The 18,406-nt window shown below is 34.4% G+C and carries 19 protein-coding genes; 12 read left to right on the top strand and 7 right to left on the bottom strand.

Annotated elements, in window-relative coordinates:
• Positions 1-13: 13 nt before the first annotated feature.
• On the top strand, positions 14-736 hold the full coding sequence (locus tag C406_RS0100510; RefSeq protein WP_017378622.1) for an amino acid ABC transporter ATP-binding protein: 723 nt from the start codon (positions 14-16) through the stop codon (positions 734-736).
• 125 nt (positions 737-861) lie between these two features.
• On the opposite strand, the gene C406_RS0100515 is transcribed toward C406_RS0100510, so the two are convergent.
• Both C406_RS0100515 and C406_RS0100520 read right to left on the bottom strand, forming a co-directional pair.
• On the bottom strand, positions 862-1,542 hold the full coding sequence (locus tag C406_RS0100515; RefSeq protein ID WP_026045562.1) for an amino acid ABC transporter permease: 681 nt from the start codon (positions 1,540-1,542) through the stop codon (positions 862-864).
• Positions 1,543-1,560: 18 nt separating this feature from the next.
• The gene (locus C406_RS0100520) at positions 1,561-2,403 is read right to left on the bottom strand and encodes a transporter substrate-binding domain-containing protein (protein WP_017378624.1); all 843 of its coding nucleotides are present in this window, start codon (positions 2,401-2,403) and stop codon (positions 1,561-1,563) included.
• Positions 2,404-2,569: 166 nt separating this feature from the next.
• Between C406_RS0100520 and C406_RS0100525 the strand changes: the two genes are divergently transcribed.
• Together C406_RS0100525 and C406_RS0100530 are read left to right on the top strand one after the other, a co-directional pair.
• Positions 2,570-6,184, top strand: a complete 3,615-nt coding sequence (locus C406_RS0100525; RefSeq protein WP_017378625.1) for a dynamin family protein — start codon at positions 2,570-2,572, stop codon at positions 6,182-6,184.
• A gap of 4 nt (positions 6,185-6,188) precedes the next feature.
• The gene (locus C406_RS0100530; RefSeq protein ID WP_017378626.1) at positions 6,189-7,001 is read left to right on the top strand and encodes a sulfurtransferase; all 813 of its coding nucleotides are present in this window, start codon (positions 6,189-6,191) and stop codon (positions 6,999-7,001) included.
• 58 nt (positions 7,002-7,059) lie between these two features.
• On the opposite strand, the gene C406_RS0100535 is transcribed toward C406_RS0100530, so the two are convergent.
• Positions 7,060-7,284, bottom strand: a complete 225-nt coding sequence (locus tag C406_RS0100535; protein ID WP_017378627.1) for a DUF2187 family protein — start codon at positions 7,282-7,284, stop codon at positions 7,060-7,062.
• A 211-nt stretch (positions 7,285-7,495) separates the two neighbouring features.
• Between C406_RS0100535 and C406_RS0100540 the strand changes: the two genes are divergently transcribed.
• The gene (locus C406_RS0100540; protein ID WP_017378628.1) at positions 7,496-8,941 is read left to right on the top strand and encodes a DEAD/DEAH box helicase; all 1,446 of its coding nucleotides are present in this window, start codon (positions 7,496-7,498) and stop codon (positions 8,939-8,941) included.
• A gap of 96 nt (positions 8,942-9,037) precedes the next feature.
• On the opposite strand, the gene C406_RS0100545 is transcribed toward C406_RS0100540, so the two are convergent.
• Together C406_RS0100545 and C406_RS20010 are read right to left on the bottom strand one after the other, a co-directional pair.
• Positions 9,038-9,937: a diacylglycerol/lipid kinase family protein gene (locus tag C406_RS0100545; RefSeq protein WP_017378629.1), complete on the bottom strand. Its 900-nt coding sequence runs from the start codon at positions 9,935-9,937 to the stop codon at positions 9,038-9,040.
• A gap of 260 nt (positions 9,938-10,197) precedes the next feature.
• Positions 10,198-10,356 (bottom strand): YjcZ family sporulation protein, encoded by a 159-nt coding sequence (locus tag C406_RS20010; protein WP_017378630.1) that lies wholly within the window; start codon positions 10,354-10,356, stop codon positions 10,198-10,200.
• Between the two features lie 271 nt (positions 10,357-10,627).
• On the opposite strand from C406_RS20010, the gene C406_RS20400 reads away from it, so the two are divergent.
• The 7 genes from C406_RS20400 (at position 10,628) to C406_RS0100585 (ending at position 16,896) form a co-directional block, all read left to right on the top strand.
• A complete protein-coding gene (locus C406_RS20400; protein WP_017378631.1) occupies positions 10,628-10,804 on the top strand; it encodes a hypothetical protein in 177 nt (58 codons plus the stop codon).
• A gap of 343 nt (positions 10,805-11,147) precedes the next feature.
• Positions 11,148-13,310 (top strand): ATP-dependent helicase, encoded by a 2,163-nt coding sequence (locus C406_RS19135; RefSeq protein WP_017378632.1) that lies wholly within the window; start codon positions 11,148-11,150, stop codon positions 13,308-13,310.
• 66 nt (positions 13,311-13,376) lie between these two features.
• On the top strand, positions 13,377-14,300 hold the full coding sequence (locus tag C406_RS0100565; protein WP_017378633.1) for a hypothetical protein: 924 nt from the start codon (positions 13,377-13,379) through the stop codon (positions 14,298-14,300).
• Between the two features lie 85 nt (positions 14,301-14,385).
• A complete protein-coding gene (locus tag C406_RS0100570) occupies positions 14,386-14,844 on the top strand; it encodes an SRPBCC family protein (protein WP_017378634.1) in 459 nt (152 codons plus the stop codon).
• Between the two features lie 64 nt (positions 14,845-14,908).
• Positions 14,909-15,739, top strand: coding sequence for a type II pantothenate kinase (gene coaW, locus C406_RS0100575; RefSeq protein WP_017378635.1), 831 nt, complete (start codon positions 14,909-14,911; stop codon positions 15,737-15,739).
• A 190-nt stretch (positions 15,740-15,929) separates the two neighbouring features.
• Positions 15,930-16,130, top strand: a complete 201-nt coding sequence (locus C406_RS0100580) for a cold-shock protein (protein ID WP_016427350.1) — start codon at positions 15,930-15,932, stop codon at positions 16,128-16,130.
• Positions 16,131-16,287: 157 nt separating this feature from the next.
• A complete protein-coding gene (locus C406_RS0100585; protein WP_017378636.1) occupies positions 16,288-16,896 on the top strand; it encodes a metallophosphoesterase family protein in 609 nt (202 codons plus the stop codon).
• Positions 16,897-16,900: 4 nt separating this feature from the next.
• Here C406_RS0100585 and C406_RS0100590 read toward each other — a convergent pair whose 3' ends face one another.
• Both C406_RS0100590 and C406_RS0100595 read right to left on the bottom strand, forming a co-directional pair.
• Entirely contained in the window at positions 16,901-17,296 is a 396-nt protein-coding gene (locus C406_RS0100590; RefSeq protein ID WP_017378637.1) for a ribonuclease HI family protein, read from the bottom strand.
• A gap of 12 nt (positions 17,297-17,308) precedes the next feature.
• Positions 17,309-17,992, bottom strand: coding sequence for a queuosine precursor transporter (locus C406_RS0100595; RefSeq protein WP_017378638.1), 684 nt, complete (start codon positions 17,990-17,992; stop codon positions 17,309-17,311).
• A gap of 191 nt (positions 17,993-18,183) precedes the next feature.
• On the opposite strand from C406_RS0100595, the gene C406_RS0100600 reads away from it, so the two are divergent.
• Positions 18,184-18,378 carry a zinc-finger domain-containing protein gene (locus C406_RS0100600; protein WP_017378639.1) on the top strand — a complete coding sequence of 65 codons (195 nt, stop codon included), beginning with the start codon at positions 18,184-18,186 and terminating at the stop codon, positions 18,376-18,378.
• The last annotated feature ends 28 nt before the right edge of the window (positions 18,379-18,406 follow it).

Consider the following 18,406-nt stretch of genomic DNA (forward strand, 5'->3'; position numbering starts at 1 on the left):
GGAAGGTGATCAGATGATTAAAATCAATGGATTGCATAAATCGTTTGGCAAACTAGAAGTGCTTAAAGGCATTGATTATGAAGTAAAGGAAAAAGAAATTATTTGTGTAATTGGTCCTAGTGGCTCTGGAAAAAGCACATTTTTGCGATGTATTAATATGTTAGAAGAGGTTACTGCAGGTGAAGTCTTTATTGATGGTGTAAAAGTAAATGATTCCAAAACAGATATTAATGCCATTCGAAAAGAAGTAGGGATGGTTTTTCAACAGTTTAATCTCTTTCCGCATATGCGGGTGTTGGAAAATATCACAATTGCACCAATTAAAATTAGAAAAATGAACCCAGCAGATGCTAAAAAACTAGCTTATGAATTACTCGAAAAAGTAGGACTACGTGATAAAGCAAATGTTTATCCCGAACAATTATCAGGAGGTCAAATGCAGCGAGTGGCAATAGCGAGGGCATTAGCCATGCAACCTAAAATTATGCTGTTCGATGAGCCTACTTCTGCACTTGATCCAGAGATGGTAAACGAAGTATTGGATGTTATGAAACAACTTGCGTATGAAGGTATGACCATGGTTGTTGTAACGCATGAAATGGGCTTCGCAAGAGAAATGGGAGACCGGGTTTTATTTATGGATCAAGGGGTACTCGTTGAAGAAGGAATACCTGACCAAATATTTAATGATCCCCAACATGAGCGAACTAAAGCATTCTTAAGTAAAGTCTTATAATTTTTTCAATATAAATACACTAAAAACCATCTCACTAAGCGTCTTTTACGTTTATAAGCGAGATGGTTTTTTGTTTAGTAATTGTAGGGAACAAAAAAAGAGATACACAAGGTACCTCTTTGGTCTTATAGATATTTTGTATAACGTTTTTCTAAATAGTTTTGTAGGACAGTCATTGCAGAACAAATTGCCCAATACATAAGTGCCACAAGAATTAGAAGTGTCAATAAATCATATTCTCGAGCACCTACTATACGTGCTTTTTGAAACATTTCAGGTACCGTAATCATGGCTGCAAGAGAAGAAGCTTTAATTAAATCCATCAACACATTTGATAGTGGGGGAATGGCAATTCTTATGGATTGTGGCAAAATAATTCTTTTCATCGATTGCCAATAAGAAAGTCCAAGTGCTTTTGACGATTCCCATTGCCCAATATCAACCGACGATAGAGAAGAACGCATTATTTCAGCAATGTATGCAGCGCTGTTTAAACTGAAGCCAATCATAGCAGCTTGTACGGCCGAAAATTCGATTCCGATGACTGGAAATCCGAAATATAACAAAAATAAGATAACGAGAATTGGGACACCGCGCATAAATGAGATATATAATCTAGCTGGCCACTGTAATATAGCGAATCTAGATGTACGTGCAAGAGCAAGGAAAAAGCCGATGACTAACCCAATCATCATACTGACAAGCGAGATTAAGAGCGTATACCAAATTCCACCGAGAACATAGGGAAAAGCATCTATAGCTAATTGAGGATCAAAGAGGAGTCCCCATTTAATTTCATTCATCAGTAATTCTCCCGGGTTTTATTAATCAATGTCAGCCTTTTGAGTAACATCAGCGTTAAAGAACTCAGCTGACAGTGTTGAAATTGTTCCATCTTCTAACATTTCTTCGATTACTCGATTAACGTTTTTTTCAAGCTCTGTATTTTCTTTATTCATAACAAACCCAACTTCAGAAGGGCTGTATTTAATATCTGGATGAACCGTGATATTCAAATCAGGAAATGCAGCAACGCCAAGAGATGATAGATAGAAATCGTTTAATATAACATCGGTACGACCAATTGATACGTCACGCAAATATACTTCGTTTGAAGCATTATCATACGTAACTTCTTCCGCACCATATTCTCGCGCCAGTTCCATATAGACAGAAGTCGAAGCACCTGCTGCTTTTTTACCTTTCAAATCTTCTAATTTTTCGATTCCAGATAAATCATCCTTGCGTACGACTGCAATTCCATAAGAATGTTTAAATGGTGTGGAAAAAATAAATTTTTCTTTACGTTCTTCTGAAATTTCAATATCATTTGCTGCCAAATCTACTTGACCTGTGTTAACACTTGTCAACATTTCATCAAAACCAAGCTCTGTAAAATTCACTTCAAGTTCTAATCGTTTTGCAACTTCACGTACAACTTCAACTTCAAATCCTGTTAACTTATCTGAATCTCCTTCATGGTAAGAAGTCGGGAAAAGAGTGCCAGATGTAGCTACTTTCAATGAACCTTGATCTTGAATTTTATCCCATGCAGTAGATTTCTGTGATTCACTTGAACCACTATCGTTTGTGCACGCAGCTAATAGAAATATAGAGATTATGCCAGTGATTAATACAAATCGCTGGTTTTTCATAAAATTCTTCATAATTTGCCTCCCTTAAATGTAATCCGCTATAAAACATACCATTTAAGTATGAATTTGAGCAACCTTTTAAATTCACAAAATCTCTGATACTGGGTATTCCTATGTGATGTGCTGTTTCAAACATGATATGATAGTAATAGTTTTGAATAAAGGAGTTAAAGAGCGTATGCAATCATTTGATGACAAAATAAAACAAACATTACATAAAACAGCCGAAGCTTTCAGCTTATTTCAACAAGTAAATGATGTGGAACGAATAAACAAAACCTTATTATTTGCTCAAAAATTAATGAATCGTGAATTTACTATCGGATTTGCTGGGCATTTTTCAGCGGGGAAATCAAGTATGATCAATGCTTTAACCGGAGAACAGCTACTACCGTCTAGTCCAATTCCGACAAGTGCAAATATCGTGAAAATACATAAAGCAAAAGAAAATTTTGCTATTGTGTACATGCAAAATCAACAACCGGTTAAATTTTCAGGAGACTATGATTTTGAAACAGTTAAAGAATTTTGCAAAGATGGGGATGCAGTTTCTCAAATCGAAATAGGCCATGAATCTTCTGTATTACCGGAAGGAATTACCGTTATGGATACTCCCGGAGTAGACTCCACCGATGATGCTCACCGTATATCAACAGAATCTTCCCTCCATCTAGCAGATATTGTGTTCTATATGATGGATTATAACCATGTACAATCTGAATTGAACTTCGGATTTACAAAACAACTCATGAAATACAATGATAATGTATATTTAATTGTTAACCAAATTGATAAACACCGTGAAAATGAACTAACTTTTGAGAAATTTAAAGAATCAGTACATTCCTCATTTAAAGCATGGGGTGTCATTCCTAAAGATATCTTTTTCACTTCGCTAAAAGATAGCAATCACGCATTTAATGATTTTAAGGAAGTTCAACAAATCCTGACATACAGCATGACAAATTGGCAACAACAATTAGTGACATCGTCAAATAACTCATTGAAAAAATTACATGATGAACATATCGAATATTTACAAAGTGAAAAAGAAGAGTGCCAACAAACATTCTCGAGTGTGTTGTCTGACGAAGAATGGGCGATGAGAGATGATATCCGTAAAACGGCCGCTCATTATAAAAAGCAATCAACTTTACTTACTTCAAAAGTTTGGGTAGATACGTTTGAAGTTACTCGCAAAAAGCTACTCGACAATGCGAACATGATGCCGTATGAATTACGTGATAAATTAAAAACTTATTTAGAAGCCAAACAAGAAAATTTCAAAGTTGGACTTTTCTTTAGTGGGAAGAAGACAGAAGAAGAAAGAAGCATACGTGGACAGCTAGTTGAAAGAGAGTATGATGTAGTTATTCAATCTCAAATTTCCGGTCACATGCGTTCATTAATGAAACAGTCTTTAAAAGATGTTGGATTATTGAGTGATGAACAATCGCTAACCATAGATCAAATAAAATTTCATCCACCTTTACACTTAATTGATGAGCAAATAAAAAAAGGGACGCTCGTTACAGCTGACTCATTATTAAACTTTGCTAATCGAGTAGCCGATACGACAAAAAAATGGTTTGTTCAACAAACGGACGGATGGAAAACAAAGCAAGCTAAATGTATTGATGACTTGCCTGAAGATGAATCAGGTCAAGCAGATACTAAATCTCATGCGTATCAAGAAAAAGTATTAGCAATTGAAACTCTCGAACAGTTGAACAAGCAACTTGATCATTTTCATAAAGAATGGTCAACTCCATCAAACAATATACAGAATGTTTCGATAGAATTAGTGAAGAATTGGGCAGTAGATCACTTGTTAGCAGAACAACAAATGGTTCCATTTAATCCATCTATGATCAAGGTAACCAAAAGTGTAGAAACCTCAGTAGAAGAAATAGTCGAGAATCATCAAACTGAAGTTGTTCCATTAAAAGAGACACTATCACGTGCGAAATATATTGCGAATCAAATCGAACATATTCAAGGTTTTTCTGAAGTCTCTCGATATTTGCAAACAAAATCACAACGCTTAGAGAATCAAGATTTCACAATCGCTTTATTTGGTGCATTTAGTGCAGGAAAGTCGTCTTTTTCTAATGCGTTGATGGGTGCAAATGTCTTACCCGTTTCACCTAACCCTACGACTGCAGCAATTAATAAAATTCGTCCTGTTACAGTAAATCATCCGCATGAAACCGCTGATGTTAAGTTGAAAACGCATGATCAATTCTTAGCGGATGTTGTTTCATCGTTTCAAGCTATTGGAATTGAGGTTGCTTCTTTAGATGAAGCTTACGCAAAAGCGGATAAGGTAGAAGGATTACCTTTACAAAATGAAGGATTGCAAGTGCATAAAGCGTTTATTAGAGCATTTAAAGAGGGATATCCTACTTTTAAAGACCAATTAGGAAATACTTTGCGAGTAGGACGAAACGAATTTGAAGGATTTGTAGCACAAGAAAATAAAAGCTGTTTTGTTGATACCGTTGATTTCTATTACGATTGTCCCTTAACTAGGATGGGAGTAACTTTGGTCGATACTCCAGGTGCGGATTCAATTAACGCTAGACATACGGGTGTCGCTTTTGATTATATTAGAAATGCTGACGCCATCCTCTTTATTACGTATTACAATCACGCATTTGCACGTGCAGACCGTGAATTTTTAATTCAATTGGGTCGTGTAAAAGATGCATTTGAGTTAGATAAAATGTTCTTTATTGTAAATGCGATTGACTTAGCCGAAAACGAAGCCGAAGCCGAAGATGTGAAAAACTATGTAACGACTGAACTGCAAAAATTTAGTATTCGCTTCCCTAGAGTTTATGGTGTTTCTAGTTTACAAGCCTTACAAGAAAAAGAAGAATCTATAAACTTATATTCAGGTATGGACGTTTTTGAGCATTCGTTTCAACACTTCTTATCTGAAGATTTAAAAGCAATGGCCATTTTATCATTAGCTGAAGAAACGGACAAGACAGTAAGCCGTTTAGCTTCTTTAATAAGTCAAACGGAAGCGAACTTATTAAGAAAAGAAGATCGTTTGCAAGAACTTCGTCAATTGGAACAAAAGGTTCGTCAACGTTTTGTAAGTTCATCAGCGAGTGTTGTCATTAAAAATACTTACCAAGAATTAGATGAATTATTGTATTATGTTTTACAACGCGTGTATTACAGATACCCTGATTTCTTTAAAGAATCATACAATCCATCAGTATTTGCTAACAAAACTTCAGCAGATGCGCTAGATTTTGCATTGAAAGAAACACTTGCTATGTTAAGTTTTGATTTTGAACAAGAAATGCGGGTAACAAATTTCCGTCTAAATCAGTGGATAGGCAAAGCTTTGAAGCTACGTCAACAAGATGACATTCTTGAATTAAAAGAAACCAATAGTAGTTTTTCGTTTGTACCATATGAAATGACAGAAGAGAAATTACTTGAATTTGAAGGACCTTTTAAAGATTCAACACCTTATGTACATGTGAAATCTTATTATAAAAATAATAAGTCATTCTTTGAAAAAAATGATAAAGAAAAGCTAAGGGATGCTCTTCAAATAGCAACAAAACCAGATGCCGAAATTTATTTATCACAACAAAATACTCGTTTACGTGAATGGGCTTCGCATGTGATAGATTTAGAAGCGGAAGGTTTAAGACAACATTTACTTCATGAATCGATACAACAAATCGAATCGCAACGCATTGCCATGCAAGAAAGTAACCGACTAGAAGAGTGGAAAGTTGTATACGAGAAATTATCTAAAGGAGAGTGACGTTTTGGGAGAAGTTTGGAAATCTGCAAAAGACTTAAAAGATTCAACTGTTCGGTGGGTGGATACTCGATTTTCATTACAGGACGTAAAAGCCGGTAAGAAGATGTTTGACGAAGGACATCTTTCTGGAGCTGTTTATCTTGATCTTGAAAAAGACTTATCAGATATGAATAAAACAGCAGGACGTCATCCTCTTCCAGATAAAGAAACCATCAAAAATCTTTTTGAAGCTCATGGATTTGAATATACAGATCATATTGTAATATATGACCAAGGCGGAATGCCGTTTGCCCCTCGTGCTTATTGGTTGTTTAGTTATGCTGGATTCCCAAATATCACTTTGGTTCGAGAAGGGTATGAAGCATTAGTTAATATAGGATTTAAAGTGACAATTGACAAGGCAAGTGATAGTATTTCTTCTCTAGCACTTCAATGGAATGAAGACATATTTTCAACTCGTAAGCAAGTAAAGGACGTTTCTGAAAGTAAACAAGGTGTTCTTCTAGATGCCCGTTCAGCAGAAAGATATGCCGGTCATCATGAACCTATTGATGCTGTAGCTGGCCACATACCATCATCTAGAAACCTGGACTGGGAATTGCTAAAAGAACAGGGGCAGTTTAAAGATATTGAATCAGCTTTGCCAGTGTTAACATCCGTTGTAAGTAAAAATGAAGAAATTACTGTATATTGTGGAAGTGGTGTAACAGCCGCTCCGTTGTATGCGATGTTAAAAGAAGCCGGGTATCCAAAAGTTAAATTATATGTAGGAAGTTACAGTGATTGGATAACAGCTTATCCTGTTGAAAAAAACTAAAAAAATAAAGCGAGTAATCCAAGTTAATGAATTACTCGCTTTATCTCTTTTTTTTTGATTAAGAGAATACTTTATATTTTTTATGTGATACTACAGTTAAGTTTGAAGCTGCACCAATCTTTTTGGCATCGTCTTGAGAAATTTCAACAATACAAGAATTTTCCAGTATTTTGAAAATTGTACCTTCAACTTCTACATCACGACGAACAAATGAGATTTTTTCTCTAATTCTTCGAGCTTGAACAAATTCGGATACTATTTTTTCATGTTTTTGAAACGTCATTTGAATTCCCCATTTCTATAACACTGATTTCAATTCGAATAAAAAATGCTCAATAAGAGCCCAAATAATTCTCATGAATCCATTGACGCATTATGAAGTTATTATTTTATCATTATAACATAGTTTTCTGTTTTAATCTATTCAGCTAATTCCTTGTTATACTAAAGGAACAAAGAAGAGTTTCAAGACTCTTATATAAAGGGAGAGCTAAATGACAAACATACAATTTAAAGATTTCGGTATTTCAGATGACATTATTCGCGCATTAGAAGGATTAGGATTTACGGCCCCAACAGAAGTACAAACTAAAGTTATTCCAGTTGTACTAACAAGAAGAGATGTATCAGTAAAATCTCAAACTGGTAGTGGGAAAACAGCAGCATTCGGTATTCCCATCTGTGAAATCGTAGACTGGGACGAAAACAAACCTCAAGCATTAGTTTTAACACCGACACGTGAGTTAGCTATGCAAGTATCACAAGACATTATGAGTTTTGGGCGTTTTAAACGAATAAAAGCAACGGCTATTTATGGTAAACAACCTTTTGCTTATCAACGTTCAGAATTAAAACAAAAATCGCATGTTGTAGTAGGGACTCCTGGACGTGTAATGGACCATATTGAACGACATACATTAGATTTAAGTAAAGTGGAGATTTTAGTTATTGATGAAGCAGATGAAATGTTGAGCATGGGCTTTATTGAACTTGTAGAATCCATCATTACACATTTGCCGAAAAAACGTTTAACCATGTTATTTTCTGCAACACTTCCAAAAGACGTAGAAAAACTTTGTCACAAATATATGGACAATCCACTGGACATTGAAATTGAAAAAACCGAGCAAGTGAATGAGCATATTGAACATTCCGTATATGTTGTCAAAGAAGCAGCAAAATTTGCTTTGTTAAAAGACATTACGGTAGTGGAAAATCCTGATAGCTGTATCATTTTTTGTAGAACAAAAGATAATGTCGATCAATTAGTCGATTTATTAGATGAAGAAGGTTATACAGTAGATAAAATTCATGGTGGAATGGAACAAAATGAACGTTTTAATGTCATGAATGATTTTAAACGTGGGGATTTCCGTTATTTAGTTGCTACTGATGTTGCTGCACGGGGAATCGATATTGACCGTATAACACATGTAATTAATTATGATATGCCACTTGAAAAAGAAAGCTATGTTCACCGTACAGGTCGAACAGGAAGAGCTGGAGAAGTAGGTAAAGCAATCACTCTTGTAACACCTTATGAAGACAAATTCCTTGCTGCAGTTGAAAAATATATTGGTTTTAATATTGATCAAAAAGATGCTCCATCAAAACAAGATGTGGTAATAGCGAGAACAGTATTTAAGCAAAAAATGAATGAAGAGCCTGAAATTAAAGTGGATAAAAAAGAGCAGTTGAATGAAGATATCACGAAATTGTATTTTAACGGTGGCAAGAAGAAGAAAATTCGTGCCGTTGATTTTGTAGGTACTATTGCAAAACTGGATGGATTAACAGCACAAGATATAGGCATCATTACCATTCAAGATAATGTTTCGTATGTAGAAATATTAAACGGAAAAGGTTCTCTTGTTTTGAAATTAATGAGAGATACAACAATTAAAGGTAAGTTACTTAAAGTTCACGTTGCGAACAAATAATAATATTATGTAAACTAATAAGGTCCTTACAAGGATTAACTAATCACAAGAGTTTGAATATAGAAACGCAGTTACCGTCTTTTGGTAACTGCGTTTCTATTTATTTTCATTCGGAACTAAGAACCTTATAAAATTAGGCTTAACTCGAATCTCAATAGGTGTTTTTAAATATATTTCACCATCGGTATCCACATTTTTAGGTTCAACTGTATGAATAACTATATGCTTTCCAGTGTAATGGGAGACATTTGATAATTTACTCGGGATCGTATCGGGGTGAGCGAGTGATAACCATTCGCGAATGGCTAGTATTGTAGATGATTGAATTAATAATACCTCCAGTTGTCCGTCACTTGGATCAATGGTGTCGAGTGGGAAGGAATACGTACCAATAGAATTTCCGTTCATGACTAATATTATTACTGCATCTTCATTATATGAAATACCATCAATCTCAAAGTGAATTGAAAATGGTTCACTCTGTTTAACAGATTGCAAGGCACTCATAAAATAGCTTAACTTTCCATATTTCTCTTTTAAATCTGGGTTAATATTCTCAGAAGCTTCGGTAATTAAGCCGATTCCCGCAAAATTCATAAATAGATTGTTATTAATTTGAGCAATATCAATGTGTTTAGTATCTCCATTGACAAGTGCTTTAGCGGCTTCCGAAAGAGAAAGAGGAATTCCTAAAGTCCTTGCAAAATCGTTGCAGGTGCCGCTAGGAAGTAGACCAATGATGGGAAATTCATTAACATTTCCCAACACTTGAACCGCTGTATGCAATGTTCCATCTCCACCCATTAGAAATAAGACATCTGCATTGGATGCATTTATGCATGCTTGTGTAAATTCTTCAGTAGAATGTGTTTGAACAATGGTTAATTGATGACAATGCATCGCAATTGTCCCTACTACTAGAGATAAAGAATTTTCAACCGTTACTTGTCCTGCCTGCCCATTATATAAAAGTACGCCTAGCTTAAATTGTGGCATTTCTTCACCTACTTATAGAGTTATTAATACTTTAAATTTGGGGATTTTTTATAGTTTTTATTTATTTGAAAGAAAAAATGGTATTAGACAATTATTTAATTATTCTATCATTGTACTAAAAGGAAGAATCAAACTCAACAAAATATGGATATCAATAAACAAAAAAATTGAGCGCAAGTAAGCGCTCAAAGTACCATGTTAAAATAGAACGGCCAATTAGGTCTTAAATCATATATTATGCCTTGTCTTTGTTCATGACTTTAATATTTAACAAAAGTAGCTCCAATAATTATTAACAAAATGAAGAGAACAATAATTAATGCAAACGTATTCCCGTAACCTGGACGAACTTGACTGGGTCCAACTCCGTAATAATCAGGAGGGCAAGGACCATAAGGACCGTAACCACCATAGCCCATTCATAACACCACCTTTCTAAATGATTGTTTTTATAATATGGAAATAAAGTCGAAAGAGCTAGGGTATTGCGGAGTAAAACTGAATTTTTTAAAAATACATGCAACGACTATCATATTATGATTTGAAAAAAAAATCTGGAAGAATTGCTGAATATACAATTTAGTAAGAAGTGACTACAGCAAATTAAATGTTGAAAGGTGAGTAAAATGACAAATCAATCCTACTTATACTACCTATATACCCACAACACCAAGCCGCTTTTAGGAAGCTTTGACAACTAGTGAAGATACTGCAGAATATTTGTTTGACAGAAGAATTTATTCTTCGTGGCAACTAGGAGAAAAAGTGGAGTATTTGAGAGAGCATGATGAATTAGATGTAGTCGGAGAAATTATTGAAGTTATTCATGACCAAAAATTAGGTCTACACATGGAAAGTACCAGATGATTAAACTCCACGATCTGTTGCGACATTTGAATTAACTAGTCTAGATGACACAGTTAAATTGACACTGACTCTGGGGAGTTGCTAGAAGGAGATATTGTTCAAGGAACGAATACTTCTGTGGGTTTAAATAACGGATGGCCAGCGATCATAAAGTAATTTAAAGCGTTATTTAGAGACAGGTCAACCTTTAAAGGTAATTAAGCTTTAAAGATTAAGCGTGAAGGGACGTTCTATAAAAGAAGGAATAATGGTGAGTAAATAATTGCTCTGTTATAATATATAGTATATTAAATCGTTGTCTTACTTAAGGTGGCGATTTTTTGTGTTAAAAAGGAGTTTTAGTATGACTGATTTTTTTGAAAGACAAGCGAAACTTCATAACGTTCGTTTGAATAAAATACAACAAAAAGCTGTTCTACAAACGCAAGGACCACTTTTATTATTGGCTTGCCCAGGTTCTGGGAAAACGACAACATTAATTATGCGTATCGGCTATTTAATAGAAGAAAAAGGTGTATCCGCAAAACGAATTAAAGCGATTACTTTTAGTCGTGCTGCAGCACAGGATATGAAATTGCGGTATGACCAGTTTTTTCCTTCATTAGCTCAAGTAGAATTTTCTACGATTCATAGCTTAGCATTTTCAATCACATCTCGATATTTGAGGAATCAAGGAATAACTTTTACTCTAATTGAGGGCAAACCTACTTCAAACGTCCCGACAAAATCACAAATTTTGAAGGATTTATATAAACAAGCAATGAAAGAGGATTGTTCGGACGATCAATTGCAAGAATTAACACATTTCATAAGTTTTATTAAAAACAATATGGTCCCTCAAATTCAGTGGGAACAGGAATCGCTTCCAAATAAAGAAGCGGTCAACATAACCTTACAATATGAAGAAATTAAAACACGGAATTCGTCGCATATATGGCTCGATTTTGACGATTTACTGGTACTTGCATTTGAAGCCTTATGTAAGGATAAAAACATGCAAGCTTCTTTTTCGCACTTGTATGATTATGTGCTAACGGATGAAAGTCAAGATACATCAAGACTTCAGCATGCAATCGTCGAACAACTTGTTTTCTCACACCAAAATTTATGTGTAGTTGCAGATGATGATCAGACTATCTACTCCTGGCGTGCTGCTGATCCGACGTATTTGCTTAAATTTAAAGAGGCTTACCCAAATGCTAAAATTCTTAAAATGGAACAAAACTACCGTTCATCACCAAATATTGTTACTGTAGCAAATCAATTAATTAAAAGAAATACAAAGCGATACAAAAAAGAGATGTTCACAGAAAATAACAGTAGCCAGGACATTCAATTAAAACAATTACATGACGATCAAGCTCAAATGCGTTATGTCATTTATGGTCTACTCGATTTAAAAGATACGGGAAGCGCGGCCATTCTATTTCGCAATAATGCAAGTGCAATTCTGTATATAAGTGAACTTGAACGAAGAGGCATCCCATTTTATATGAAAGATGTCGATCAACGGTTTTTTTCTCATTGGATTATTGAAGATATTTTAAATTTCATGCGTCTAAGTTTTAATTTAGAACGTAAGGATATTTTTATAAAGATTGCACGCAAGTTTAATTTGTATTTGTCAAATGATCAAATCCGGAAATTTGAGCGTAATGAAGAACAAGGTAATGTATTTCAACTACTCTCCCGAAGTGTTCAATTGAAAGATTATCAAATGCAGTCTCTACTAACGTATGCAAAGACATATGAGCAAATAAAGAACGCGCGACCTAAAACCATTATCCGCCTTATTAAAGAACAATTAGGGTATGAACAAGTATTACAGAGTCGTGCTGAAAAATTCGGATTTCGCATTGAAGTGTTACTCGATATGATTCGCATACTCGAGCAAATTGCTGAGCCATATACTACAATGGAAGCATTTGCTAAACGCATAAAAGAATTAGATGCTGTTACTCAAGAAGCGAAAAAAACAAAAGATCCAAATGCAGTAACATTATCCACTTTCCATAGTGCGAAAGGGTTGGAGTTTGATCAAGTTTATATGATCGATTGTCATAATGGGACAATCCCTTCGGAAGAAGATATGCGTGATATAGACAAACTCGAAGAAGCCAGACGCTTATTTTATGTGGGGATGACAAGAGCAAGACATCATCTTGAATTGTTAACTTATGCAACAAAAGATGGGAAAGAAAAGGTTGAATCTCGTTTTATTAAAGAAGTGAGAAGCATTTTGCTAAAACAGAGTCAAAAAGAGTTAATAATCAACAAACCGGAACCTGAAAATCCACATACTATACGTGATGTCAGTGGTCTTATTGTTGGTCTAACCATTATTCATACTAAGTTTGGGGAAGGACACATCGTTCGCATTGAAAGTGATCGTGTAATCCTTCAATTTGGAGAATCCCAAAAAAAATTATCTATTCAAATGATGATTGACAAAGGATACTTAGCAAATAAGATGACACTAGACCTGGTTAGCCCGATTGTTAAGTGATTGTTACAAGAATGAAACATAAAGTTGTTACTATAGATAGGAATCTATAGAGGTTGGTGGTATTTTTTGAATAAACGAATAAACTTAAGTCAAGGTAAACTAGAAAAATGGGAAGAATCATTTGTTCCTGAAAAAGATTTGTTTTTTCTAAGAGATGAAGATTATCATTTAGTAAAAGAGTTTGGGGTTAATTGTTTATTGTTCTCTAAAGAAGAATTTATGAAACATCCTACATATACAGCTGTATCATATAGAAGTTGCTATAAATACTGGACCTTATCAAAAAACATTACAATGGTTGTTGTATTACCTCATCGTGTTTTCCCGTCTTTGAAAGATTCAGTTAAAACAGACATATTAAAGATCCAACAACAAATTGGAAGAGGATTAATTTTTGAAACTCACTATTTCGAGGGGATTTTAAGAGAACCTGCAAAGTCTTTACTCGCACCATATGAGTTTGTCTCAAATAATCTACAATATATAGCTATTCAAAAAGAAGTGTGGAATAAAATTACAAAATCACTAAAGTCGGATTTACTAAACCGCATTGCCTTTGATTATGATACGCCAGGAATATTTGATCCCTATGTTCCAACGGAAAGTGTTACAAGTACGTATGTTAATACCTATCCAAATCAACATGGTGCCAATTGTTTATCTTCTACGTTGTTCGTCGCTGCTTCATTAGAGGCGGGGGTAACACTTGATTGGTTAATAAGAGAATGGGTACATCCGACCACATTTATGAATGGGATAACACAACTTGGTTATAAAGAAGTACCACTTTCAAAAGATGCCATGTTCCCACATGATATTATCATTTGGAAAGACGAACAGAAACTAATTGTTCATGCAAGTTTCCATATCAAGCAACAATACTTTTTTAATAAAAATGGACAGTCATTCTTTAATCCTTGGAAAACTGTTCATATGAGAGAACTTGAAGAACAATGGGATATGTACACTATTCATGTGTACCGTAAATAATCTTATTTATATGTAAAATTAAATGTTGTTAAACTGTATAATTTTCACTACACTGAATGTAGGTTGTTTGAGAGGAAGTGCCCACTTGAAATCATGGACAAAATCAATTGAAATTGATGTCCCTATTGATGAAGTATGGCAATACGTTGATGGAGATTTAGCTAAAATGCAAGAAATTATGCCGAATGTCGTTAGCTATACACCTGTAACCATCACTGATGATGTAGTTGGGAGTGTATACAGTCAGCAATATCGAGAAGGAAATCGTGTTGAAACCTATGATGTACATGTAAAAGAGTACATCAATGATTACACACATAAAAAGATGAAAATTACTTTTATTTTGGCCAATTACTTTGAAATTAGCGCAAAATATGAATTGGAATCTATTTCTGAATCTAAAACTCGACTAACATACAAAGCGACTAACAAAGCATTAAAATGGTTTGTTCATTTAATGTTGCTATTTGCGACCGAAAAAACAATTGTGAAATTTGTGGAACATATCAAACAAGTAGCTGAAAAAAATTATGAAATGGTTTGAAGACGTCAGCTTCACAATTGATTTTGTGAAGTGACGTCTTTTCATGGTTAAAGGGAGTGCGATTATGGTTCATGCGATTGGAATAGATGTAGGGGGCACATTAACAAAAGTTGCTTTCTTTGACAATAACCAAAAATTAACTTTTTTGTATTTTCCGTCTGACGATTTACAGAAAGTTAGTGATTGGATTGCTTTATTTGATGATGACTTTAAAATTGGTCTAACAGGTGGCCGCGCTGAGCAGTTAAAGACATTTTTGCATTGTCATGATAATCTTCATTATTTAGTGGAGTTTGATGCGACAGTTGCAGGTGTTAATTATCAATTACAAAATGATGGTAAACATTTTCCTGATGCAGTGATTACAAATATAGGAACAGGTACATCTATTCATTACCTTAAGGGAGATGAACATGAACGAATCTCCGGAACAGGTATTGGTGGGGGAACTTTACTTGGGATGTCAGCATTAATGACGGGCATTCATCATTTTGATGAAATTGTACAACTTTCTGCCAGAGGGAGTCGTTCAGAAGTCGATATGCTAGTAAGTGATATATATTTTGGGAATAAGACACCGATTGATGGAGGGTTAACTGCTAGTAATTTTGGTGCTGCAGGATTGACGCCATTAATGGAACGATCGAAAGAGGACATTTTAGCTACAGTTCAAGGTTTAGTTGGGGAAGTCATTTCAACTCTAAGTATACAATGTGCTTTTGCTGAAGACGTCGAACATATTGTATATATTGGCTCTACTTTATCAGGAAATATTCCTTTACAAAATATAATTGGTAATTATACAAAACGTAAAAATCGTACACCTATATTTTTGCGTGATAATGGTTACAGTGGTGCTATAGGCGCTTTATTAAGCATAATAAAAGAGAATTAATACTAATTTACATGATGAATAATAGGGAAATACTTCAACTTTTCGTTTGCAATGAAATGATTTTAATGTTACATTAATAGAGGATTATTTTTGTTCGGATATGAGTAAGACTTGTATGAGATTTTATCTCCACGATTTGAGCAAGGATAGTAACACAATGTGTACTTAGTACACGAGGAGGAAACATATTATGGAACAAGGTAAAGTGAAATGGTTTAACTCAGAAAAAGGTTTTGGATTTATCGAACGTGACGGCGGAGACGATGTATTCGTACATTTCAGCGCTATTCAAAGCGAAGGTTTTAAATCTCTTGACGAAGGTCAAGAAGTTACTTTTGAAATCGAGCAAGGCCAACGCGGTCTTCAAGCTACTAACGTAAACAAAGCTTAATTTTAAAATTAACCTATAAACAGACTCTCTTAGAGGGTCTGTTTTTTTGTATTAAAATACCGTGAAGATATAAAATAATTACCATAAATAATGTATGCAATTTATGGAAATAATTAGAGGAAACATCACTTTATTCATGAAAAGGTAGGAGTAAGACATGAAATATGCATTACTAGGTGATTTACATTCCAGTTTGTCAGACACAAAGGATGTTCTTATGCATATTACTAAAATTTCCCCAGAAGCCAAATTAGTTGGTATAGGCGATATATTTGAGTGTGTGATTGGTAAAAAAAGAGCAATCACAGAAAGATTTGAATCATTATCCAAAGTGATGAAAAGTTCAAAAGCATTTACAAGTCTTCTTTCATTTCCATCCGTTCGTGGAAATCAAGAGCAAAGAATACTTGACATTACCATTCCAAATGATAAATTTTATTATGTGTTGAAAAATCTTCCCGAAACCATTGATTTGCCAAATGCTATTGTAATTCACGGTCATCAATGGAAAGAAAAAATTTTGATACCTAAAATATTTAATACTGAAGATAAAATTTTATTTTATGGGCATAGTCATAAATCCGGATTAATGGAAAGATATAAACAGATTCCGTTTTTTCACAATCAGGAAATAAAGTTAAAACACTTTCAATATCAAGTTAACGTGGGTTCAGTAGTTGATAATCTGGAATGGCTTTTATATGATGACGAACGCATGACAATCTCTTTTATGAAAGCAAAGAAAAGGACTCACGAGAGCACTTAAACGCTCATGAGTCCTTTTTTCGTTGAAGAGCCTGTCGTGCTAATTGATCAGCCGTTAGATTTGAGTTACTATTCACCCATTTAATAAAGAAGAAATTAAATGTATCTGCAATTTCTAGTGCTTGGTCAAGGAATTCTTTGTAAACTGGGTTTTTGATGTAACGTTTTTCAACTGCAGCAACCACAACTTGTGAATCGGATCTTACGGATATGAATTCCTTAGAAAGTTTTTGTGCTTCTTCTAAACCTCTCACCAAAGCAATAAATTCTGTTGTGTGGTTATCATAAATTCCAACATATTCGGAAAATCGAAGTTGATGTCCTTCACCTTTAATGTAAATTCCAATTCCGCTCGGGCCTGGATTTCCAGCACTTGCTCCATCAATATACACTTCAAGCATGAAATCAACTCCTTATTTTTCATCGATAGGCGTTATACGTTTCGACAAATAACCAAATGGTGTACCAATAATTGAGATTAGGAATTTCAATGCATACGTCGAAATAAATACACTTAGCCAAATTTCTTTCGGAAAAACACCTAAGAACGCAATAGTTGTAAATATAAGAGTATCTAATAATTGACTAATCATTGTAGATCCGTTATTTCGTATCCAGAATGCCCCATCAGCAGGGAATAGCTTACGTAAGAAACTAAAAATTATTACATCCGTATATTGACTTATGATATATGCAATTAAGCTACCAAGTGCGATTCGCGGGATCAGTCCGAAAATAGTTTCAAGGGAGTCTTGCGTAAAATCATCAGGGGATGGCTGAAATTGTATCACTAGTTGCATAATAATTGTCATCATAATTAAAGACGAAAATCCTAACCAGACTGCTTTTTTAGCTTCTTTTTTTCCGTACTTCTCATTTAATATATCAGTAACTAAAAAAATACTGCCATATACTGCATTTCCAAGAGTAGCTGTTAACCCAAAAATTTCAATAAGTTTTACTACTTGAATGTTTGCGAGTACAGTGGCAAATCCAACCCATACAAATAACCCTGTTTTTCCGAAAAATTTATACATGATTAAAACGAATATCATATTTAAAATTGCAAAAGCTAATCCAAGTACTTCATTAAACAAAATAAGTCCTCCTGTAGTTTTGATAACGCGGGATTTTAGGAACCACTGTTAATAAAAAACGGCATATTTTCCAACTTGATTATTATAATGTCAGTTGCCAGCAATTGCAACGAAGGTGTAAAATAAAGGTGAACTGTAAATTAAGATAATCGAAAAGGATAATGGAGGATTGCATTGAAAGGATGTAGCAAGTGAACAAAAAAACAGTTATTCGTGAAATCGATAATTTACTTGGAACATATTGCGATGGTTGCTTTATTAAAAGAGAGCTCAATAATAAAGGTGGGAAAACATTGGCACACCGTTTTTGTATTAGCGGTTGTACTGTTGGTGATCAGTTACAGTTTTTAGGGAAAGAACTCAGTAAAGTAAAAACTAAAAACTAAATATCGAGAATATAAAACCCACCAATCA

The sequence above is a fragment of the Paenisporosarcina sp. TG-14 genome, from assembly GCF_000297555.1.
Classification (GTDB): domain Bacteria; phylum Bacillota; class Bacilli; order Bacillales_A; family Planococcaceae; genus Paenisporosarcina; species Paenisporosarcina antarctica.